Raw genomic sequence first — 22,132 nt, 5'->3', positions numbered from 1 at the left:
GCGGCTGAAACAATCGTTTCAACCGCTTTTTTACTTCTTATCTTATTCTTCGTCCATGAATGGATATGCGATATCCGTTGTAGGCACAAAGTTTTCTTTGATGACACGAGGGCTAGTCCAGCGAATCATGTTGAAGATGGAACCAGCCTTGTCGTTCGTGCCGGATCCGCGGGAACCGCCGAATGGCTGTTGGTTAACCATCGCGCCAGTTGGCTTGTCATTGATGTAGAAGTTTCCTGCTGCTTCGGACAAGCGGCGCTCCAGGTGAATGATTGCATTGCGATCCTGGGCAAAAATTGCACCAGTTAATGCATAGATCGACGCTGTATTAACCGCATCCAAAGTTTCTTCCAATTTATCATTTTCGTAAACATAGATAGTCAAGACTGGCCCGAAAATTTCTTCAACCATCGTCTTGAAGTTTGGATTGGTTGTTACAATAATTGTCGGCTGAATGAAATACCCGACAGAATCATCGTACGTACCTCCCGCGATAATTTCCGCATCTTCGGAATTAGCCGCATAGTCGATATAGCCTGTGATTGAATCAAAAGCAGGCTTATCAATTACTGCGCCCATGAAGTTCCTAAAGTCGCGGACATCACCAACTTTGAGCTTCGCGGTGTCTTCAAGCAGCTTTCCTTTTACTGCTTCCCACATGCTTGCCGGGATGTAAGCCCGGGAAGCTGCCGAACATTTTTGGCCTTGGTATTCAAATGCTCCGCGAACAAGGGCAGCGGCAACTTTATCCGCTTGCGCTGTTTCGTGGGCAAATACAAAGTCTTTACCGCCAGTTTCCCCAATCAGGCGAGGATAGGATTGGTACTTGGAAATGTTTTCACCGACTGTTTTCCAAATTGTGTTGAATGTATCTGTCGAACCAGTGAAATGGAATCCAGCCATGCGAGGGTCAGTCAACACAACCTCGGACACTTGAGAACCGCGTGATGGTACGAAGTTAATGACGCCTTTTGGCAAACCAGCTTCTTCAAGGATACGCATGAAATAGTAGTTTGCAAGAATGGAAGTTGTTGCTGGCTTCCAAACAACTACGTTCCCCATCATCGCAGGAGCTGCCGGCAGGTTTCCGCCGATTGCCGTGAAGTTAAATGGAGAAATCGCCAATACAAAACCATCCAATGGACGGTAATCCGTACGGTTCCAAATATTCTTCATGCTATCAGGCTGGATTTGATAGATTTGGTTGGCACACTCAACGCCAAAACGCAGGAAGTCGATTAATTCCTGGGCGGCATCAATTTCGGATTGGAAAGCTGTTTTGGATTGGCCGAGCATTGTAGCCGCGTTCATCACATCACGGTATGGACCGGAGATCAAATCAGCCGCTTTTAGGAAAATGGATGCGCGGTGTTCCCAAGGCATATTTGCCCATGCTTCTTTCGCAGCCATCGCCGCTTCGACAGCATCGCGAAGTTCTTTTTCGCCCGCTTGAGAATAGTTTGCGAGTACATGCTGGTGAGCATGCGGCATAACAACTTGTTTCACTGTATCTGTCTTTACGTCTTCTCCGTTAATAATGACAGGAATTTCAATGACCTTTTCGGACTGGCGCTTTAATTCCGCTTTTAACGTTTCCCTTTCTTTTGTGCCAGGAGCATACGTATTGCCAGGCTCGTTTTTAACTGCAGGGATTTTAAAAATTCCGTTACTCATAGTCTCACTTTCCTTCCTGTTAAAATACTGTTTCACTATTATATAACTATATTTATTTACACCTTCAGTAGTATATCATACTTTCGCGATTCTTGCGCTCTCTTTCCCTTTTAAAGAGCAGGGATTGGTATCCATGTCTGCCATTCAAAACAATAAAAAAGAAGCGCTTCATGTTTTGAAGAGCTTCTTTTAAAATCGGCAATTATTATATTTCTTCCGTCAGATCTTCAACCATTCTTTTACTGCCCCAATATCGTCTTTACCTTTTGTAATTGCCATAGCCTTCCGTACAATTCCCGCGCCCTTTGAAAATCCTTGTTTTGTTCATAAAAGAAGAACAAGTCTCCCTAGCCAATATAGCCCCAAGTCTTTAAACCGGATTGACTCTTTCACCTTTATTTAGTCTGGGCTCACCATCAGTCTTTGAACTTTTTATGTTCCCTGATACAAGGACAGAACCTAAAAGTACAATTGCCGTTCCAATGACAAATTGCCAGCTGATAGGGGTACCAATAAACAGAATTTCGGTTGCTATAGCCCAAAAAACATACGTATTGTTCAGTGATTGCCCCCTGGCAGCACCGATTATATCAATGGATGCGTAATATAAAGAATAATTCATGGTTCCTAATAAACCTGCTATAACAAGCCACCACACTATATTGGATGACGCTGCTTCAAAAACTAAAGGATAACCTTGAACAAACGGGATAATGACTATCCCAAAACTTAGCGCCGAGGTTAACTGTCTTATATTAATTGCATAGAACGGAACCACATTTTTTCCTCTCATTCCCCATGCACTGATAACCCCTTCAAGACCCCAGAACAAAGCGGCACCTAAAGAAAACAATATCCCGATGAAAAAGTTACTCTCGACATCAAATTTCGAAGGCACATATGCCAATGTTATGACGCCAATTATGCTTAAAACTACGCCAAGCCAAGTTCTTCCGACCATTTTTTCCTTCAAAAAAAAGAAAGCAAGTACAGCACCTATCCCAGGGAAGATGGAAGCAATACTTGCTGCATACGTTACCCCCGCATGTTGGATACCAAGAAAGTAAAAAGTCATGGCCAATGGCCCGCCGCACAATCCTCCTAAAATCAATATCAAGCCGCTTTTTGTTCCAATTAGCTTTAAAACGTTAATAAATTCACCTTTTACAATCATCAGCAAGGAAATCCAAATAGCTGAGAAAAAGTCATGCATGAAAGCGGCTATAATTGGTGCAAGTACAAAGGCTTCTTTAAACGGAGTACTTGCTATAATCAGGCCAATGATTACTGTATCTACACCCCATGCAATGGCTGATGTAGCTCCAAGGCCTATGCCTATTCTGGCTTGCTTCATACTTTTCATATTCATCAAATCAACCTTTTCTCTAAAAAATATTTCACCGGAAGCCAGCTAAAGTAAGAATTAGCTTTTGTTCCGATGAATCATTTCTCTCAACATCAATTAATCGTATGGTGATGGTGAGGAAAGAGAATGTCACTTTTCCATGCCGGTAAGCGCGAACAAGCTTTTCGAACGTTGCCACTGCCGGGCACTAATTGGAACCCTCTGTCAATATACAGTTAATTTGTCTATCAAGAATTACATTTATACTTCTTCAAGCAATACAAAACATAGCTCCGATACTTCTCCCAAAGAGAACAGCCCGGCCCTTACCTATATTCCTATAGAAAATAAAGAAAAAGTGTACATTAGCAAGGTAGTCAATTTGATTCAGAACCCTAAAAACAACTGTTTTACTTTACATTCTCCTACTTTTTTAAAAGTCCCTTGATGGTCAAGCACGTGGTAGGGAAATGCCGATTCAATAGAAAAAACCCCGTAATTGTTAGTTTTTCTTAACAACTACGGGGCAGTTCAGTTCGAATAAAGCTTTGGTTATTATAAAAATATTGTGTAATCATTCCTACATTGTAAAGCAGACAGTAAGATTGTCATTCTACTGAAACCTTTACAACGTCGTCCAAATATTTTGTTGTATTATAACTATGGATTCTGAGACTTTTAGGAATCCTATTCTCTGTTGCGTCGGGACTAACCATTATGCTTTGCAGAGTAGAGAAATATCGGGGCTGGTCGATTTCCTCATATGCGACAGGAGTATTGATATCGTATTCAACCCCATTTTTATCTACTAGTACTCCTTCAGAATCCATCATCGAACCAATTCCATACCCATTTTCATCAGCAAATTCTAAGTGAAGCGATTCATATACCCTATTCTTGATTTCATGATTGCTTATTACAAACTTGGTTTCCTGTCCAACTTCAAGCTTGTCGATGGAGATCGTACTGCCTGCATATTCAAAGGTTTGAGGAAATTCCTGTGAAGCATTCAGTTCGATGGTCATCTGGTCTTGAATTGTTAAGCTGGCAGATTTGAATTGAACGTTGACCTCTTTGGGCTTTTTTTCAAAAAGTGGGTCAAAGTACGTTTGTAAAGCGTTCCAATTCATCTCAGGTTGTGAGTCTAAGTAAAGACTCCCATACATATCCGCTTTCAACTTTTTATTGTTCACTTTTAGATTGTCAAAATTCAAGTGATCTATCCGCTTATTTGGCTGTTCTGTATTAATCGCAAATTGCAGGATCGTCGTTGTCGGGGCAACGGTTAGTTTATCAAATCGAACCGGGATTCCTTCGACATCTGTTTCTCTATTCAAAACAAATTCAACAGAGGGCTGTTTTGTTACAGGAATCTCAAAGTTCCACTCCCCTCTTTCATTACCGGTGTTGTCAAAAGAATTGAAATTCCTTCCAGAGGAATCCTGAATCATTTTCAGCAGCTTTGTAATCCTAAGTTCGATTATCCCGGCATCCTTTGAGATTGGCCGCAGACTCATCTTTCCTTGATACACGTTCTTTTCTTTCGTGTTAAAAGTTGAATTGAGGTCAGGGGGATAGAACCTTGGTTGTGTTGTATGATTCATGATTTCACGTTCGTTCTTCACAAAAACGCCTTCAAAATTATTGATTGCATATTGATTATCTTCCGTTGTATCTTCTACTTCATAAAAAATGAGCGTCTGTACATCATCCGCAATCGCACTCTTGATTCTGATTTTCACCCCATCACTTTCTGCCTCAAGGTTCAGCATTTCCCCAAGGCCCTGTTGCAGAAAAGGACGTAATTGCTCATCCTCTTCAGTATATGCATAGTAGAGGTTGGTAAAATTCCCTGTAAAAACTTCTAAACCAATTAATAATGCGAAAACGCTCGCAAAAATAATCCCCATTCTTTTCCGTTTCTTGTTCTTCAGTTTCCTGTGCTTTTCCCTAACTGTCAGCCTGGCTTTGACGTTCTCCATAAAATTGGATGGCAGATGAAAATCCTCAACCCTTTTAGTAAGATCCTGCATGGAAAACATGACGTCCTGAAAGGCAGCCAAATCTTCCTGACAGTTTTCGCAATGATAAATATGTATTTCGAAATCGACTTTTTCCGGCCGGTCCATCGTTCTGTCCAAATAATCGATGTAATTCTTATGATACTCTTTACAGCCATTGACGCTCTGCCCATAGCCCAGCCCTTTTTTAAGTGCCTGGATTCCGGAAAACAAATGCTCTTTCAGCTTTTCCTCTGAAACGTTAAGAAGAAGTGCCGCGTCCTCCCGGGAGACACCTTTTATGTATGTAAGGACCACCGCATCCTTCTCATCCTCATTTAACTGGTCAAGAGTTTGAAATAATTCCGGGCGCGGTTCACCTTCATCCGAAGCATTTAGCTTTCCATCGATAGAAAGTTCCCGGCAGGCTTGTATAAAAATGGACGTAACCCACGTTTCGAATGATGTTTCCTTTTTGTATCGGGGCAGCTGCTTGTGTATTTTTAGTATGGTTTGGTAAAAAACTTCTTCCAATTGCCTCTGATTCCGAAGATAGGAGCAACCCAAAATATAAAACGATTGTTTATGCAGTTCGAACCAATTGAAGATGGATTCGACGTTTTTTTCTCTTATTAGAGTAATTGAAATGGGCTCTATTTTTGATGGGATCATAAAGTGTTCCCCCTAGATTATCCTCTTTACTTAATCATATAAGGAGAGCAGTTTATTCGCAATAGCGATTAGACAAGAGCATTTGCGGAGTGTATACGGCACACTGAGTAAAAATCTTTTAAAAATGCCAGACCAAATCGTGAAGATTATCCGAGCACCGTCTTACGGTCGAAAATCTCTATTCTGGGCTTTTAGACGAACAGCTCGATAAAACATGTCGTTGTTGAAGAGGCAGAGGATTATTCCCAGTTTCTATTCAAGTTTTTGAAGTGATTATTCCCTTCAGTAAAAAGGACTGTTCTTGGCGGCTTGAACCAGGAGATATTCACCCATGTTGATAATTAGGTTTTCTAGGCTTAGAAACAATCTCTCGATTATTATTTTTCATACAATGTAGGAAAGGAGTGTGAGTATCTTGAATAATAAACAAATCATTATTTCAATAAAGTTTAATAGTTGGGCAAATTCTTCAACATCAGAAGAGAGATTAGGTAAAGAATGGATTAATTATAGAATGTCAGTTTTTATGAAGTACACCCTAAATAGCTTGAAAAACCAAACAAACCAAAATTTTATCGCATTAATTCAATACGACCCACAATCTGAAGAGACTATTAAAGATGAACTAAAGGCATACAAAAAACTTCCAAATAACATTCGATTCGTTAAATCCTCCGAATATAGCAATACCCTTAAACAGCTTTGTTCTGGTTTTGAACATCTATATATTGTCCGTCTCGATTCAGATGATATGTATCATAAAACGTTTATTGACCAGTTGTATAAATATAATCCGAAAAAGGAGACAGAAGTACTGTTGTGTCAAAACGGCTATATTTATGATTCAACTAAACACCAGATAACAACCACATATAGGAAATCGCCTCCTTTTTGTGCCTTAGTTTATAAAACAGAAGATTTCTTAAATGGAAAAATCATCGTAACAAAAAATGGGCATACAGGCTTAATAGATTTAAAACACGAAATACTCCCTGGCAGAAATTTTGTTATAGTTGTTCACTCCAAAAATGTTTTAACCAAATTTAATGTAAGAAAAACTATTAATAACTATGATGGTGATGATGTTGAAACCGACCCTTCTAAAGTTGATAAAATACTGAATGAATTTATGTGAATAATAGTCTTATGTTTTGATTATAATTCTGATATTGCGAGGACGACTCTTTCCATGTCAAAGAAGGAGTCTTCTTCCATAATAAGCTTACGAAAAATAACTAATTAAGAACGGCCTTCAGGCAAATTGCCACCACATGGGCAAATTACCTGGAGGCCAGAATTGCACATCTACTGTTACCCCATTACATCAAGGTTCTTTGACACAAAGTCATCGAGCATCGCCCGCACTTCATCAGTCGACTCTGTGTTCATTAAATTATTTCTTAGCTCACTTGCCCCACGGAACCCTTTGACATATATCTTGAAAAAGCGATGCAGAGCCTTGAACGAACGCAGCGTTAATGGTGAATATTGGTCATGGAGATCGAGATGCAGCCTTAAGAGATCAAGTAATTCCATACTGCTATGCTCTTTCGGCTCTTTTTCGAAGGCAAATGGATTTTTAAAAATACCACGGCCAATCATGACCCCATCCACTCCATATTGTTGGACGAGCTTCAAGCCAGTTTGACGGTCAAGAATATCCCCGTTGATTGTCAAAAGTGTATCGGGGGCTACCTCATCACGAAGTTTCTTTATTTCCGGAATCAGCTCCCAATGGGCGTCTACTTCACTCATTTCTTTTCTTGTACGCAGATGAATGGAAAGATTGACAATGTCCTGTTTCAATATGTGTGTCAGCCAGTCATGCCATTCTTCGATCTCCGTGTAACCGAGCCTTGTCTTTACACTTACTGGCAATCCTCCTGCTTTTGCTGCCTGGATAATATCTGCAGCAACATCCGGACGGCGGATAAGCCCGCTTCCCTTCCCATGCTGCGCCACGTTAGGCACTGGACAGCCCATATTGATGTCAATCCCCCTAAACCCTAGTTCCGCCATACCGATACTCATTTGCCGAAAGTATTCAGGCTTATCCCCCCAGATATGGGCTACAATTGGCTGTTCATCCTCTGTAAAGGTCAAGCGCCCACGCACACTCTTGATCCCCTCTGGATGGCAATAACTTTCCGTGTTTGTAAACTCTGTAAAAAACACATCAGGCCGTGCCGCCTCACTCACGACATGGCGAAAAACAACATCCGTAACATCTTCCATTGGTGCAAGTATAAAGAAAGGCCGTGGTAAATCACGCCAAAAATTTTCTTTCATATTCAAATTCATTTCCTTTCAGTATGGGATACGAAGTGAACCCATTATCCCAAAATTAAAAACAAAGATGTCCCTGCTTCTTTTACACTTATACCACGGTGAACCTCTTTTTATCAAACTGTCGAGGTGTAGAGTCCCCACATATGCCTTGCTGGGCACGCAAAAAAAAACAAACAGAAACCAGTTTGGTTCCTGCTTACTTTTCTCCACAGCTTCAACCTGTATTAAGTTTATCACTGGATCCATTATAACTTTCCATCATAGCCCCACACTTTATGTGAGATCTTTACTAACTCCATCCTTCAACCATTTCGCTGTCAATGTCTCTGCGTTTAGCATCTGTTCAGGTGTGCCTTCAAATACAATTTGTCCGCCTAGTTTTCCACCGCCCGGGCCCATTTCTATGATCCAGTCGCTCGCCGCTATAAAGTCAAGATTGTGTTCGATTATGATGACAGAGTTACCTCTATTTACAAGGTTTTGAAATACATCCAGGAGTTTTTCAACGTCTTCTGTGTGTAACCCTAAGGATGGTTCGTCTAACAGGTAGATTTGGCCTTCCTTTTGTAAATGGCTTGCAAGTTTTAGCCGCTGGATCTCTCCTCCGCTTAAGGAACTTGTCGTCTGCCCCAAGGTTAGATACCCCAACCCTACCTCTTTTAGCACATTCACCCTTTTTAGGATTTTTGGCGCTTTAAAATAGTTAATCGATTCATCTATTGTTAGATCTAAAATCTCTACGATATTTTTATCTTGAAATCGATAGGACAGTGCTTCGTCTGAGTATCTCGTACCTCCACAAGCTTCACAAGGAACTGTCACTGGATCCGCAAATGCTACTTCCGGCGTTAGAACTCCTTTTCCTTTGCAGACAGGACATGCCCCTAAGGAGTTAAAACTGAACAATCCTGGCGGTTGTTCTGTTGCTTTTGAAAATATTGCGCGAATATCATCCATGATTCCCATATATGTAGCCATGGTTGAACGGCTGGAGATTCCGATACCACCCTGCCCTACCGTTATCGATTCTGGATATTTTTGTGTGAATGCTTCCAATAGCAATGAGCTTTTACCGGAACCGGATACTCCGCATACAGAAACCAAGACATTTTTAGGAATATCGATATTCACATTTTTTAAGTTATTGTTTTTTGCTCTTCTTATTGCAAAGTAACTTTTTATATCCCTTGGACGTTTGTTTATTTTCGGCTTCTGATTTAACGCTTTTGCGGTTGGAGAGTTTTTTAGTCCTTCTATCTTTCCTTGGTAGACAACATTTCCTCCATTTACACCTGCTCCCGGTCCCATTTCAATGATTTCATCCGCTACATTTATGATGGATAAATTGTGTTCGATTACGATTACGGTATTATGCTGGTCTTTTATCCTTTTTAGCATCTGGATTAACATATCTACTTCTTCCGGATGAAGTCCTGCACTTGGTTCGTCAAAAATGTAAGTAATATTGTTTAGACTGCTCCCCAAGTGACGGGCGATTTTTACTCTTTGTGCTTCACCACCGGAAAGGGTACCCATTTTTCTTGAAAGACTCAAATATCCCAGTCCCATGTCGACTAATTGTTTTACATATGGGATTGCCTGTTTAGCTATCGACTCTCCCATAGGGTCTTTTATTTTCTTTAGTTCATCCAGTAATTCTGGAAGTTCCAGCTGATCGTATTCGGCGATATTCAGCCCATTTATTTTGCATTCCAGCACCTTTGGGTTCAGCCCTGAACCAAGGCATGTCGGACACAGTGAATGGGATGACACTGCCAATACATCTTCCTGGGATATTTGTTTTAATTTTGAGATATCCCTATTTATATAGACACGCGTAAATCTCGGCAATAACCCATCCCACTCGGCATTGTGGGGTCCATTTTTTGTGTGGAACGGCGCATAGGCTCTTTCGCCTTCCCGGGGACCATATAAGAACAAGTGGAGTGTTTCTTCCGGGTAGTCCTTCAAGGGTTTATCCGGATCAAATAATCCGCACGTCATCATCCAATGGCCTTGCCAGCCTGCCGGAGACAATGGCTTAAATTTGACAGCATACTCTCGAAGGGATTTATCGAAATCGACAAGCTTATTTATGTCCGGCGTAATGACTTCCCCATATCCGCCACATTCGGGGCATCTGCCAAAGGAACTTTGGCTCGAGAATTCGGTAGCAGAACCTATGGGCGGATTCCCTATTCTCGAGAACAAAAGCCTGATTAATGGATCAATATCCATATAGGTGCCAACTGTTGAACGAGAATTGCCGCCTGCAGGCCTTTGTTCTACTACTACAACCGGGCTTAAATTTTGCATAAGGTCGGCATGTGGCCGCTCGTACCTTGGCATTTGATATCTCACATAATGAGGATAGTTCAACGTCATTTGTCTTCTGCTTTCTGTTGCTAATGTATCGAAAACCACTGAGCTCTTCCCTGAACCTGAAAGACCAGTAAAGACGATGATTTTTTCTTTCGGAATGTTTAAATCTATATTTTTAAGATTATTTTCTTTAAGCCCTCTTAAAATGATTTCATCTCTTATTCCTGACATCTAATTCTCCTTTCTGTAGAGTTAATACATTTTGCTGAATCGTCCACTATACAATGAAATTGGTTACAAAAAAACAGGGAAAAAGACTTATGCTTTATCCCTCTTTAAAACCGGAGCATTTGCATCCGTTTATTGAATAATGTCGGATAGGAAAGAAAACCAAGCATGATGCTGGTAACAGCAGCAGTTACCAGTAATAGAAATAGAACCAACAACTGGAATTGTACCGCTTGAACGGGGTCAGCCCCGGCGATAATTTGGCCGCTCATCATTCCTGGAAGCTGGACGAGCCCGATTGTTTTCTGGCTTTCAATCGTCGGAATCAAACTTGCCTTTATGGACGTAATTAGAGGGATATGAATAGCTTGCTTCGGTGTACCTCCAAGAGTTAAAATCAACTCTGTTTCATCATGTCTTGACTCTATTTCCGCGGTAAAACGGTTTAAGAACAAAATGGCAAGAACCATCGAGTTCCCTACAACCATCCCGCTTATCGGGATGATATATTGTGGCTCTGGAGGAGTAATATTTAATCCTAGCAGAATACCTTGCGTGAGCAGTTCGACAAAAACAAAAGTGAGGATGAGCTTCCAAGTAATCCCTTGAATGGATGCCCCCTTTTTTCTGGCATTTTGAGTTGCGGCTCCAATCATGAGCGCAACCATGAGTATTGTATAGATTGTATGGTCCGACTCAAATACAAACGTCAGGATATACCCGACGATGAGAAGTTGAATAATTGAACGGATGGTAGCGATAAGTATATCTCTTTCAAGTTCCAGCTTTAACGCCTTCGATAATAAAAGTGGGATGAGAACGAAGACAAGGCTTAAGGATAATGCCAGGTAGCTCATTTGATGTCCCCCTTGACAAACTGTTTTACCAGGTCATTTTTCGGCTGGAGAAGTAAACTGCTATCACCAGATTCCAAAAGCTCCCCGTTCATCATCACCCATGTCTCATCCCCGATTTGTATGGCCTGCTCCAAATTATGAGTAATCCACATAATGGTTACGTGAAATTCTTTATTGATTCGAACGATGAGCTCCTCGATATCTTGCTTTGAAACACGGTCAAGGGAGGAGGTGATTTCATCGAGCAATAAAATATTTGGCCGGTTGACGAGGGTTCTCGCGATGGATACCTTCTGCCTCTGGCCGCCGGATAGGTCTTTTACGTCTCGCTTCAATAAATCTTTTTCCAAACCTACGGATGTGAGAAGTTCAGCGGCTTCATCCTCCGAAAGTGTTTCCTTTTTCAGTATTCGTGGCAATGCCAGGTTTTTATAAATATTGCCACTTAGCATCGTTGCATTTTGAAGTGCAAGGCCGACGTTTCTTCTAAGTTCGGTCGGCTCGTACTCTTCAATATTTTTCCCCGATATGCTGATTTCACCTTTTGTTGGAGAAATAAGTCCATTAATCAAGCGAAATAGTGATGTTTTACCCGCACCTGAAGGGCCGACAAGTGTCGTAATTTTCCCTTTTGAGATGGAACCTGTAATATCTTTTATAATCTTAACCGGCTCGACTGAATAATGGACATTCCCAAGTTCAATAGCCTTTTCTGTTGATGCATTCATTTGCATTTCCTCTTTCAATGTAGTTTTTCCTCTACGAAGCAGACACCTAATAAGTAAGATGTATTTTAATGATGGTTAACTATAGGTGTACAAGACTTTTCGATCAAAATCAAATTAGTAAATTCGCATAAACAAATAGTATTCTCAAAGGGTTATTTGCTAGGCGGAACGGATTGAAGGAAAAGGTCCTCGAAAACGCAAAAACCGCTCCCCTGAAAAACGGGTAGCGGCTATATCTAATGTGGCAACACATAAGATGCGGGTGGGTTTATTTACTCTCCCCTGGAATTTCAACAGTAAATGGTTCTAATTCCTTAGCTGGGACAAGGTTAGAAAAATCAACTAACATCATTGTATTTTCCAGCTTGAAATTCTCAATCCTTTCTTCTCCGTCTAGGTCAAAAGTGGATTGGAAGTGTGCTGTTGCCTTATCTATCATTTTTACTTTATTAAATGGAATACCGCGGTTTTTAGGTGGCCATGGATTTTCAGGGTCAATCCTGGTTAAATAATCTTTATCAACTAACCAGATAAGGTAAGCCAAGTTATGGTTAATCGTTTCAAGTTTATCTTTACTCAAATTCTCCGGAAGCCCTGTAAGATGATAATCTATTACCAATTCCCCGTCTTTTTGAGTAACATCATTTACCTGCAGTCCTAAATTGAACCGGGTGCTTTGTAAGGTGAACGATTTCCTATTCAAAAGCTGTTGTACTTTTGGATTTGCCACGGATAACGATGGATAAAAGGTAAGTGACTTGATGTCTGAATTGAGTTTGTCCATTTCTCTTCTAATGGTACGATGATATCCATCTTCTTGTTTCGATTCCTCAAGAAATGTTGGGTTTTCAAACCTGTACACTTTTCCTCTATTATCAATTGCTTTTTCTATAAAAATATCATCGTCCTTGTATTTCTCCACAGTCTCATAAATTAGCGAAGATGACGCTTTTGCGGTAAGAATCTCTTTTATATGGATTTTGACCCCATCTTCCGGGTATCCTTGTTCCTGATTAATAACAAGCTTACGATTTTTTTCTTGTTGGATTGGAATATCAAATTTCCATTCGCCTTTAATACCGTTGATATTATGAATAGTTATAGGAAGAGTAGAATTCTCCTTAAATGTTTTATATGGATAGTCCATTTTCCATTGAAAGTTATATCCATTTTCCACTTTCTTAATGTTATTTGATTTTCCTCGCAGCCAAGGGTCTGAATCCCCTTTATAGTGTTCGAAGTTCAGATCAAAGCTTACTTCCCCTTTTTCGTTAACACCCTTTTCAACATCATCATCGACAAATCCGGTAATGGATACCACACTGCCATCAAAGTAGGCGCTGGTCAGTTTTACAGTCACCCCATTTTTTGTGAGTGATTGGTTTAATTCTGTAACTGCATCCTGGTGAGCCAATTCCACGCCTGTCGAATCATTAAATTCTTGAAAAATGCCGCCTATTAAAGGGGTATTCGCTAAAACTTTATTCATTGTGGGGTTAACAAAACCCGAGGAAACGGTGATTCCAAGAAGGGCGGCTGCAGTCGCCGCACCTACAAGAACCTTCTTTTTCTTTGCCTTTCCCCTATTGTCTTCCTTGTTTATCCCTTTGGAAATGGCACTGAATACTTTTTCTTTCGGTACAGGTATTTGCTCTATTGTTGTTTTGAATTCCCTGCTATCCATGGCATTTGCCCTCCTCATTTTTATATGACTTTTTCAACTCCACTTTGGCTCTACTTAAGTAAGTTTTTACGGAACCCTCGGGAATTTCCATGAAACTGCTAATCATCTTTATTGAGTAATCGTAATAATAAAATAAGATAATCACAGTACGGTAATTCTCTTTCAGCTGCTGAATTGCAGTAAGCAGCTGCAGTGATTCGTCGATGTTTGGATTTCCCTGGTCCGGTAGATTTGTTACTATTTCGTCGCTTAGCGGTACAACATTGCTTTTTCTTTTTAGCAACTGCCCCGAGCAGCGTATAACAATCCTGGTGAGCCAGGTCATGAAATACTCCGGATTCTTTAACGAATGGATAGAAGTTAACGCTTGATAGGCTGCCTCCTGTACAACGTCCAGCGCATCTTCTTCGTTATGTACATAAAGATAGGCAGTCCGGTAAATTTGCTCATAATGCTGTTGAAGCAACTTTTCAAAGGCTCTCTTATTGCCTTTTATCGCTTTTTTAACTAGCCAGTGGTGTTCATTCTCCAACTTTTTTGACCCCCTTTACTAATTAGTGGATTCTATGCTCAAGAAAAGTTTCAAAAATTTATTGTTATTTTAAAAAAGCATAACATGCAAATAACTCTCAAATTCAAAAAAATAAACAGAAACCATTACGGTCTCTGTTTATTTTAAAACTAATTTTGCACGATACGTATAACAAACATGAGCAACAATTCACAATCCAACTTTTCAGACGAGGTGAGCTATGCGATATCTGGCGGAGTTAGTTTCTTGTCCCTTAAGTAGATCAACTAACTTCTATTTGGCATCGGACAACTGTCCACTGATCCGACCGAACATTTGATAACAGTTGTAGGATAAATTACGGGGAACCGTATCATAAGTAACAGTTACTGAGCGAAACGGTCACGCCTGACTTTAGAAATTAATAATCACGTTACCTTTTTTACGCTCGGTCTCAACATATTTGTGGGCATCCGGCAGGAGTTCCAGAGGATATCGCCGATCGATCATGGCATTCAGCGTTCCATTTTTTGCGAGTTCCATAAGAAACGCCAAATTCGCTTTGTTTTGCATTAGGCCGGCTGTTGCAAAAATAGCCCGTTTGCCTTTAAACAGGGAAGTCCACATCATCTGTGTAATGATAGAGAGCTTGGGTACGGTAGTTAAATAAATTCCCTTGGTCGTAAGTACACCCTTGCATGCCGAGAAGGAGCGTTTGCCTACAGCATCAAATACGACATCATAGGCTTTGTCCGCCTTCGTGAAATCCTCCTGGGTATAATCAATAATAAAATCTGCCCCTGCTTTTCTTACCAGACCTTCGTTGCCGGCAGAGCAAACACCGGTTACTTCAGCGCCATAGTATTTGGCTAATTGCACAGCGTAGATGCCGACAGCCCCCGAGGCTCCATTTATCAGCACTTTCTGTCCCTTCCGCAACTTTGCCTTATCTCTTAGAAACGTCAATGCGGTGGCACCCCCGTCACAGACGCCTACTGCTTCTTCAAAGGCGATGTTGTCCGGTATAACTGCAAGTGGGCTCTCTTCGGAAAGACACTTATATTCGGCATAAGCACCGAAGTTTTTGACGCTCATCCCCAAAACACGATCTCCCGCTTTAAAATGTTTTACTTCTTTGCCGACCGCTTCGACCTCCCCGGCTAATTCGCATCCTCCAATTGCAAATTTCGGTCTGGACAGTCCGTATATCAATTTAATCATAAGCGGATCGCCCTTGCGAAAAGCGCAGTCCGACGGCCCTACTGTGGCAGCGTGGATACGTATGAGTATTTCCTTGTTTCCAGGCGAAGGTTTGGCGATTTTTTGCGCGACAATCACTTCCGGTGGACCATACGACATTTGGACCATGGCTCTCATGGGTTTCCCCTCCTATTCTTTAGTGCGTTCTATATAGAAAATATCATCACAAGTAACTTAAATTTTTTTTATCCACTGCAACGGTCCTATACAAAAGTCTCCCTAACGTTAGATAATGAATATGAGCAGAACGGAAGGGAAGGAGATGAAGGAACGTGGTAATGAAAGATATTTTATACAAGTATATGTCAAGATGGACTTCCCTTAACAAGGAAGATCAGCAAGCCATAGTGGACGAGATTCGTGTAGAAGAATTTAAAAAGGGAACCGTTCTTTTTAAACAAGGAGAAGCCCCTACAAAATGTTATTTCATCTTGAAAGGTTGCGTAAGGCAGTATTCTATCGATGAGGATGGTAGAGAGGTCACATCCAATTTCTACACCGAAGAGCAAGCCATCGCCATTTTCAATCATCACAAACCAGACAAGTCGTCCGATTACACTTACACATGCATTGAAGACTCCGTAATGGTCGTTGGCGACCTGGATATGGAAAAAGACATGTACGACAAACACCCTCAATTGGAGATGATGACTCGCAGGATGATCGAGGAGAACTTTAGTCAGGTTCAAGAGGAATTCGCTGCTTTTATCGCTTCTTCGCCTGAAGAACGCTTCAAGACGCTGCAAATGAAACGCCCATCTCTCATCGATCGGGTACCCCAACATCAATTGGCCAGTTATCTCGGCATTACTCCGGAGTCACTAAGCAGAATTAAGAAAAGAATCCACCAAGACCTTCGCTGATTCGATAACCTATCTTCAAATAACCATAAAAAACCCCCTAAGTATAAGTAATGATTACATTATAACTAGGGGGATGTTTACATGCATTGACTTAAGTCAAGAGACGCGCCTGGAAATTGGGGAATCTGCGTATTATTAATGACCACCCAAACCGGCATCTTTCGCCTTGCTGATTGCTTCTGCCCGGTTCGCAACCTGGAGCTTGCTTAAGATGTTGGTAATATGATTGCGTACTGTACTTGGGCTTAAGAATAAACTCTCGGCTATTTCTCCATTCCGACTGCCATTTGCTATCAAGCTGAGAATTTCCAGTTCCCGGGGGGTTAGATTCGAAAGTGCGCCATCCTGGACTCCAGGCCGTATTTGGTCAAAATAGTTTATAAAACGAAGGGCAATATCCGGGCTGAAAATGGCTCCGCCATCCGCTGCCACCCTGATTGCCCGCATAATTTCGTCCGGGAGCGCCCCTTTCAAAATATAGCCTTTTGCACCTGCCCGCATTGCGGCTGCTACGGTTTGATCATCCTCAAACATCGTCATCATTAGAATCCGAACCTGAGGGTTTTTCTCCAATATTCGCCTGGTGGCTTCGACTCCGTTGCAGTTTGGCATTTTGATATCCATGATGATCAAGTCAGGTTTCAACTCATCCGCCATTTGAATCACTTCATCTCCAGAACCTACCTCGCCAACTACGATAATATCAGGATCTGTTTTCAGCAGAGACAAAAGCCCTCCCCTGAATGTTGGATGATCATCTGCCAGCAATACCCGCAATTGCCGCATTTTCCTCTCCCCCGTTCCGATTTGGCAATTCTGCCCGAATGACTGTTCCGCCTTTCACTCCCCCTGCAATTGAAAACGTCCCTCCAAGTTCTTCGACCCGCTCCCTCATAGATGTGAGCCCAACACCCGGACGCCTTATTGACGGCATTCCTATCCCATTATCTTCAATAGTCACAATCAGTCGTTCATTCTGTAAAGATAATAGAAGATAAACTTCGGAAGCATGAGAATGCCGGGCAATATTTGCAAACCCTTCCTGAATAAGCCGGTATGCCGCCACTTCAACTGCGGCATCCAAATCTTGAAGGGCAAAAGGGATATCACATTTTATAACGAGATCCCTGCTTTCATATGCCCTTACAATTTCTGATATTGCACCACCGAGTCCATACTCATCAAGTACCGGCGGCCTTAAATTATGGACCAGACTCCGAACTAAATCCACTGCGTTTCGGATGTCACCCTGCAAAGTTGTTAAAATCAAGTCCGCCTCATTGGGGTCTTTCCTTAAAAGATGCCTAGCTGTCGCAATTTTAAAGGTAAAGGCAGCAATCTCAGGCCCCAGTCCATCATGGAGATCCCTCCTGAGCCTGCGCCTCTCATCTTCACGCGTTGTGACAAGAGTTTGCCTGAATTGCTGCAATTCCTGGGTTAAGCGAATTGCATGAATTGCCGATCCTCCCTGGCGAGCCAGTTCCTTCAATATATTACGGTCCTCCTTTGGCAAATCATCCTCTCTTTCGGATGGCTCATAGACCAGGTCGGCAACCCGTTCCCCCTTGTATATCACCTCAACAACCTTTAATTGAAGAAGGGGTACCCCGGATTCGGCGGCAATTTGCCCATTTGGCCATACCAACGATACGTATGGCAGCCTGAGTGCATCCCTCACCGAATGAACAATGGCATTCAAAACAAGCTCGGGTGATGAAGTCTCCTCCAAACGGTTGCCGAGCTTAACAAGTGCAGCATAGGGGTCATGGCGATCGCCATACATAAGCTTGTTAATAACCCCATGCAGCCTGTTATGCAATGGCTGGACAAAAACCGCAACGGCGACAGCCCCAATCAGCGATATAAAAGAAGATCCCTTAACATGGAGGGCAGAACTTAGAACAAAAATCACACCTCCATATATCCCGAGCAAAACCATTGAAAGCGACACATAGAGAATTGTCCTGTTTATAAGTGGTTTAATGAACCAAAGTCGATAACGAATAATTGCTAAAAAGAATGAAAGAGGAATTAACGATAGCGCAGCGAAGTACAAAGTCTCCCCAACGAGATTGCCCCATAAGAGGCTGGTGGGAAATTGAACAGATATGATAATTAATACGACGGCAAGCAAGAAAGCCATAACTGGAAGTTTAATTTGTTCTCTTTGAAGGGGGGTGGAAAGCTTTCGATACCTATAGATTTGTGTGCCTCCCATGGCGAGTAGCAATACCCATTCAACATGATACAGCCAATCCTGCCAGAACAAATCTTCTATAGGAAAAGGAAGAAAATTACGTAGCAGCTCAAGAAGAATCAACGGGATGACAAGAAAGTAACTCCATTTTGGCGTAGTTTTGAAATCCGGAAAATAACAAATCATTGCACCAAAAAGAGCTGTTGCAAAAAAACTTGTTAATCTGCCAAAGATAAAAAGTGCAGGGTAAGCTTCATAAAAACTATCGGTGATTGTCAGTACCAGGCCAAAAACAGCAAGAGTGACGGCCACAAGAAGGGCCATCGGATCATTAGGGCGTTTAAAGAATATCAATCCCCCCAGAAAAACACTGCCTATGGAAAAAAACATAGACAGCAGAAGCAAATACAGTCCATAGCCGTTTGAGGTCCATCCCAGTGAGGACAATTCCTCCTTCATCCTAATCGTCATTGAACATGTATCACAAATTTGTTGAAGTTCCGAATACACAATAGGGAAATTCAGGATATAGAGTGCTGCCGCAGCAGCAATTATAGGGACAGCAAGTATTCTAAATGCTTTAAGCAAGTTCACTTCCACGGCAGCACCCCCATACTAAAAGGATTCAATTAAGGTAGTTCCTAAGGAATTATTGCGCATTATTTATTGTACTTTCTGCTGAAACACTCTCTTTCTGAGGATTCTTCATTAATGTGTGGCCAATTCCCCCAAAGACAGCCAGAATGACGATTGCCTGTACGTATTGCTGGGCTGCCCCCAAATCTAGAATGCCGGCAACAATCTGAAATATAGCTGCAGCAACCAGCCAAAAAGAAGCTATTCTTGCTTTGTAGAGCCCGATGGTGAGGATGATCATTCCAATATAGAACATCAAAAGGTAGAGGAGATGTGGTACAAAGTAGATTGGTGCATCGAAGGTCCACTGCATAAGCTCAACCATTGGTTCACGATCAAGAGTGGCCATTCCCCGGTAAGAGAGAGCTTCTGTTACCAGTATAATGAAGAAAAAGTTTCCAATCAATGCCAAAGTTGATCCGATGTATGCTAGCCACTTTCCGCGCCCGATCACCCGGTGGGTCGCACCTATCAGTGCCGGTACATTAAAAAGCGTAAATGCCAACACAACGAATGTAAAAAACAGTGTATAACCCGGCCTCTCAAGAACCCAATCCAGGAATTCAATATCTCCAGCTAAAGGGGGACCGAATAAAGCCACAATCTGAACCACCGCGGACAGAATGAAAAAGATACCTCCTACCGTACTTGCAAAGTTCCGTTGAATGTTCTCCTTCACAATAACCACTCCTTTGTTTTATTGTTTTTTCACTATCAGTTTAGTGAAAAAGACAGTACTGCCACAAGGGAGCAACACCTATAAAAAGTCCTATATTCAGTCCTAGGAGAGGTCCAATTTAAACCGCCTTCAAAAAATAAACAGAACCCATTTTAAGGATTCTGCGCCTAAAAAAGCTATTAGGTTTCGTATTGCTGTTCGGGCTTTAAATCCTCTTTTAACGCCCGAGTGGCCGCCTTTACACTGCCGCTCGGACTTTAAATGTTAATATCACTCTATGCGGTGAAGAACTTTTTAATTTATATCTTTTCCTTCTTTATCCCTTACGACAATTTTATAAGGAGTGTCGGCAACGATATCCTTAAGGTCATCCGATTGCAGAAATTCGTGAATCTCAGCTTCAATTTTGCTGGCTAGTTCGGGCGCCTCGCTGTCCGACTTATCTATTTTGGTTGTAATATAAATGTTCATGATGCCCTTCTTGAAGGAGTAACCGATGCCTTTTGTTTTGTACTCTTTTTTGCCCAGCATGCCTTCCCCAATAACCGGCAGTACCTTACTGGCCCACTTATTCTCAGTTTCTCTTTTTAAAACATTGAATTTATGGAAGTTGACCGTTACTTCATTTTTTAAACCCAATTCATGAATGCCTTCAAGGATCGCTTGCTCAATTTCATCTGTACGTTTTTCCGTGTCTTCAATATCAAGAGTGATTCTCATTACTTTTGCATCCGGGTCAGCATAGCCAGAGCCATAGGTATGGATTTTATAGCCTTGTTTCTGTAGTTTTGGGACAATCTCACTCACCGTTTTAAACAGCATTTCACCATCCCGATTACGTGGATCATCCTTATGCTCAATTTTCTGCTCCAGGCCCACTTCCACCTTAAAATCATCATATCCGCTTGAAGCAATGACATCTTCTGTGATTTTTTTAATTTCTTTATTTACTTGTTTATAATAATCCTCTGGCCCTTCTACTGTTACATGATAAATTTTCCCCGGGACACTATATCCGACCCCGCTGATTTTATAGCCATTCTCTATAAGTCTTTCCCGAACCATTTCATTAATTGGTTTTTGCTCAAAAATCTTGCTTAAAAACGGAATTTTAGAAGCTACTTCCGCCATCGCCGGTGAAAAGAATGCGGAACCAATAAAAAGACCGATTACCACTACACAAAAAGCAGAAGTATAGAATAGTTTTTTTACAAAAATGGGCCGCTGTTTCTTCAACTGACTTATATTATTATTTTCCATTTCCTGATGAACTTTATTTTGAATTCTTGTTGTTATTTGATCATTGATGTAATGTTTCCGGTAATGCTCATAGACCTTTTTCAACTCTTTCTCCATAAAATTCAACCCCTCCCTTAGCTTTTAATTTCCGTTTCAGCGTATCCCGCCCTCTGGAAAGCCTAGTTTTCACAGTATTTGTATTCAAATCCAGCGTCTCGGCAAGCTCATGAATTGGTACATCATAAAAATAATAGAGGACAATTACTTCACGATACTTCACCGGCAACGTTAATACAGTTTGTAAGAGTTGTTCATTTTGGTCAGCCTTAAAGAACGAGGTTTCCGTGCTCTCTGTTCTTTTCACCCCTTCAAAAAATCTGCTCTCAAATAACAGCTGCTTCAAGCTCCTTTTCTTTAAAAAGTCTTTAGATGTATTAACAGTGATTCGGTATATCCATGTGCCAAGCTCCGACTCTCCCCTATACCGATCCAAATACTTATAAACTTTCAGAAAAACTTCCTGCGAAATGTCCTCGGCCAGCCCTTTATCTTTAACAAAAGAATAAGCAAGCAGGTAGACCTTGTCGGTATAGAGATCCATTAACTGCTCAATAACTTTTGCTGTATCGTGGCAATCAATGTCGTTTGGATAAATTGTATGTAGTTCTTTGCTTTCCAATATGGAACCTCCTTTCTCTTCACCTTTTAGACATCGGGATCGATTCAATGGTTTCATTTTTATTTCATCATTTTTGAAACAATTATTTTTGGAAAAATCAACTTTGTTAATAACACAAAAAAGGCAACGCCCAAAAAAGAAGCTGCCTTCTTTTGAAAAGGGAACCTCCCCATAAGGGTTAGTTGCCTTCCTTTAAAATTATTTTTGCAACGGCTTCTACATGTACCGAGTGTATGCGGCAATACATGGGGAACATTCTTATACTCCTT

General features: G+C 41.3%; 17 protein-coding genes. 2 read left to right on the top strand and 15 right to left on the bottom strand.

Features of this window, described 5'->3' with window-relative positions; genetic code table 11:
* Window positions 1–42 precede the first annotated feature (42 nt).
* The 3 genes from pruA to V1499_RS02010 form a co-directional block, all read right to left on the bottom strand.
* On the bottom strand, window positions 43–1,674 hold the full coding sequence (gene pruA / locus V1499_RS02020; RefSeq protein ID WP_409273378.1) for an L-glutamate gamma-semialdehyde dehydrogenase: 1,632 nt from the start codon (window positions 1,672–1,674) through the stop codon (window positions 43–45).
* Window positions 1,675–2,044: 370 nt separating this feature from the next.
* Window positions 2,045–3,043 carry a DMT family transporter gene (locus tag V1499_RS02015; RefSeq protein WP_409273376.1) on the bottom strand — a complete coding sequence of 333 codons (999 nt, stop codon included), beginning with the start codon at window positions 3,041–3,043 and terminating at the stop codon, window positions 2,045–2,047.
* A 584-nt stretch (window positions 3,044–3,627) separates the two neighbouring features.
* Window positions 3,628–5,691, bottom strand: a complete 2,064-nt coding sequence (locus tag V1499_RS02010; protein ID WP_409273374.1) for a DUF4179 domain-containing protein — start codon at window positions 5,689–5,691, stop codon at window positions 3,628–3,630.
* Between the two features lie 415 nt (window positions 5,692–6,106).
* Between V1499_RS02010 and V1499_RS02005 the strand changes: the two genes are divergently transcribed.
* Window positions 6,107–6,826, top strand: a complete 720-nt coding sequence (locus tag V1499_RS02005; protein ID WP_409273372.1) for a glycosyltransferase family A protein — start codon at window positions 6,107–6,109, stop codon at window positions 6,824–6,826.
* Between the two features lie 176 nt (window positions 6,827–7,002).
* Here the strand turns inward: V1499_RS02005 and V1499_RS02000 are convergent, their stop codons facing one another.
* The 7 genes from V1499_RS02000 to V1499_RS01970 form a co-directional block, all read right to left on the bottom strand.
* A complete protein-coding gene (locus V1499_RS02000; RefSeq protein ID WP_409273370.1) occupies window positions 7,003–7,980 on the bottom strand; it encodes a tRNA dihydrouridine synthase in 978 nt (325 codons plus the stop codon).
* Window positions 7,981–8,253: 273 nt separating this feature from the next.
* Window positions 8,254–10,533: an ATP-binding cassette domain-containing protein gene (locus V1499_RS01995; RefSeq protein WP_409273368.1), complete on the bottom strand. Its 2,280-nt coding sequence runs from the start codon at window positions 10,531–10,533 to the stop codon at window positions 8,254–8,256.
* Between the two features lie 104 nt (window positions 10,534–10,637).
* Window positions 10,638–11,387 carry an ABC transporter permease gene (locus V1499_RS01990; protein WP_409273366.1) on the bottom strand — a complete coding sequence of 250 codons (750 nt, stop codon included), beginning with the start codon at window positions 11,385–11,387 and terminating at the stop codon, window positions 10,638–10,640.
* Window positions 11,384–12,115, bottom strand: a complete 732-nt coding sequence (locus V1499_RS01985) for a phosphate ABC transporter ATP-binding protein (protein ID WP_409273364.1) — start codon at window positions 12,113–12,115, stop codon at window positions 11,384–11,386. The genes V1499_RS01990 and V1499_RS01985 overlap by 4 nt, the downstream gene beginning before the upstream one ends.
* Window positions 12,116–12,383: 268 nt before the next feature.
* Window positions 12,384–13,799 (bottom strand): DUF4179 domain-containing protein, encoded by a 1,416-nt coding sequence (locus V1499_RS01980; protein ID WP_409273362.1) that lies wholly within the window; start codon window positions 13,797–13,799, stop codon window positions 12,384–12,386.
* On the bottom strand, window positions 13,792–14,331 hold the full coding sequence (locus V1499_RS01975; RefSeq protein ID WP_409273360.1) for a sigma-70 family RNA polymerase sigma factor: 540 nt from the start codon (window positions 14,329–14,331) through the stop codon (window positions 13,792–13,794). Before V1499_RS01975 ends, V1499_RS01980 begins: the two co-directional genes overlap by 8 nt.
* Before the next feature lie 393 nt (window positions 14,332–14,724).
* Window positions 14,725–15,687 (bottom strand): NAD(P)-dependent alcohol dehydrogenase, encoded by a 963-nt coding sequence (locus V1499_RS01970; RefSeq protein ID WP_409273358.1) that lies wholly within the window; start codon window positions 15,685–15,687, stop codon window positions 14,725–14,727.
* A 161-nt stretch (window positions 15,688–15,848) separates the two neighbouring features.
* Here V1499_RS01970 and V1499_RS01965 point away from each other — a divergent pair, with 161 nt between their 5' ends.
* On the top strand, window positions 15,849–16,433 hold the full coding sequence (locus V1499_RS01965) for a Crp/Fnr family transcriptional regulator (protein WP_409276202.1): 585 nt from the start codon (window positions 15,849–15,851) through the stop codon (window positions 16,431–16,433).
* A gap of 135 nt (window positions 16,434–16,568) precedes the next feature.
* Here V1499_RS01965 and V1499_RS01960 read toward each other — a convergent pair whose 3' ends face one another.
* The 5 genes from V1499_RS01960 to V1499_RS01940 all read right to left on the bottom strand — a co-directional run bounded on the left by V1499_RS01960 (window position 16,569) and on the right by V1499_RS01940 (window position 21,863).
* Window positions 16,569–17,219, bottom strand: coding sequence for a response regulator (locus V1499_RS01960; RefSeq protein ID WP_409273356.1), 651 nt, complete (start codon window positions 17,217–17,219; stop codon window positions 16,569–16,571).
* Window positions 17,188–19,230 carry a sensor histidine kinase gene (locus tag V1499_RS01955; protein ID WP_409273354.1) on the bottom strand — a complete coding sequence of 681 codons (2,043 nt, stop codon included), beginning with the start codon at window positions 19,228–19,230 and terminating at the stop codon, window positions 17,188–17,190. The genes V1499_RS01960 and V1499_RS01955 overlap by 32 nt, the downstream gene beginning before the upstream one ends.
* Window positions 19,231–19,279: 49 nt before the next feature.
* A complete protein-coding gene (locus tag V1499_RS01950) occupies window positions 19,280–19,945 on the bottom strand; it encodes a hypothetical protein (RefSeq protein WP_409273352.1) in 666 nt (221 codons plus the stop codon).
* A gap of 294 nt (window positions 19,946–20,239) precedes the next feature.
* Window positions 20,240–21,301 (bottom strand): DUF4030 domain-containing protein, encoded by a 1,062-nt coding sequence (locus tag V1499_RS01945; protein WP_409273350.1) that lies wholly within the window; start codon window positions 21,299–21,301, stop codon window positions 20,240–20,242.
* Window positions 21,273–21,863 carry a sigma-70 family RNA polymerase sigma factor gene (locus V1499_RS01940; protein ID WP_409273349.1) on the bottom strand — a complete coding sequence of 197 codons (591 nt, stop codon included), beginning with the start codon at window positions 21,861–21,863 and terminating at the stop codon, window positions 21,273–21,275. The genes V1499_RS01945 and V1499_RS01940 overlap by 29 nt, the downstream gene beginning before the upstream one ends.
* Window positions 21,864–22,132 lie beyond the last annotated feature (269 nt).

Origin of the sequence: Neobacillus oceani (assembly GCF_046237595.1) — a bacterium.
Taxonomy (GTDB): domain Bacteria; phylum Bacillota; class Bacilli; order Bacillales; family Cytobacillaceae; genus Bacillus_D; species Bacillus_D oceani.
This window is presented reverse-complemented; position numbering and strand designations above follow the sequence as displayed.

Bases quoted from the DNA above. Each gene is read 5' to 3' on its own strand.
- pruA (WP_409273378.1), bottom strand. From the start codon at position 1,674: ATGAGTAACGGAATTTTTAAAATCCCTGCAGTTAAAAACGAGCCTGGC.
- V1499_RS02015 (WP_409273376.1), bottom strand. From the start codon at position 3,043: ATGAATATGAAAAGTATGAAGCAAGCCAGAATAGGCATAGGCCTTGGA.
- V1499_RS02010 (WP_409273374.1), bottom strand. From the start codon at position 5,691: ATGATCCCATCAAAAATAGAGCCCATTTCAATTACTCTAATAAGAGAA.
- V1499_RS02000 (WP_409273370.1), bottom strand. From the start codon at position 7,980: ATGAAAGAAAATTTTTGGCGTGATTTACCACGGCCTTTCTTTATACTT.
- V1499_RS01995 (WP_409273368.1), bottom strand. From the start codon at position 10,533: ATGTCAGGAATAAGAGATGAAATCATTTTAAGAGGGCTTAAAGAAAAT.
- V1499_RS01990 (WP_409273366.1), bottom strand. From the start codon at position 11,387: ATGAGCTACCTGGCATTATCCTTAAGCCTTGTCTTCGTTCTCATCCCA.
- V1499_RS01985 (WP_409273364.1), bottom strand. From the start codon at position 12,115: ATGAATGCATCAACAGAAAAGGCTATTGAACTTGGGAATGTCCATTAT.
- V1499_RS01980 (WP_409273362.1), bottom strand. From the start codon at position 13,799: ATGGATAGCAGGGAATTCAAAACAACAATAGAGCAAATACCTGTACCG.
- V1499_RS01970 (WP_409273358.1), bottom strand. From the start codon at position 15,687: ATGAGAGCCATGGTCCAAATGTCGTATGGTCCACCGGAAGTGATTGTC.
- V1499_RS01965 (WP_409276202.1), top strand. From the start codon at position 15,849: ATGAAAGATATTTTATACAAGTATATGTCAAGATGGACTTCCCTTAAC.
- V1499_RS01960 (WP_409273356.1), bottom strand. From the start codon at position 17,219: ATGCGGCAATTGCGGGTATTGCTGGCAGATGATCATCCAACATTCAGG.
- V1499_RS01945 (WP_409273350.1), bottom strand. From the start codon at position 21,301: ATGGAGAAAGAGTTGAAAAAGGTCTATGAGCATTACCGGAAACATTAC.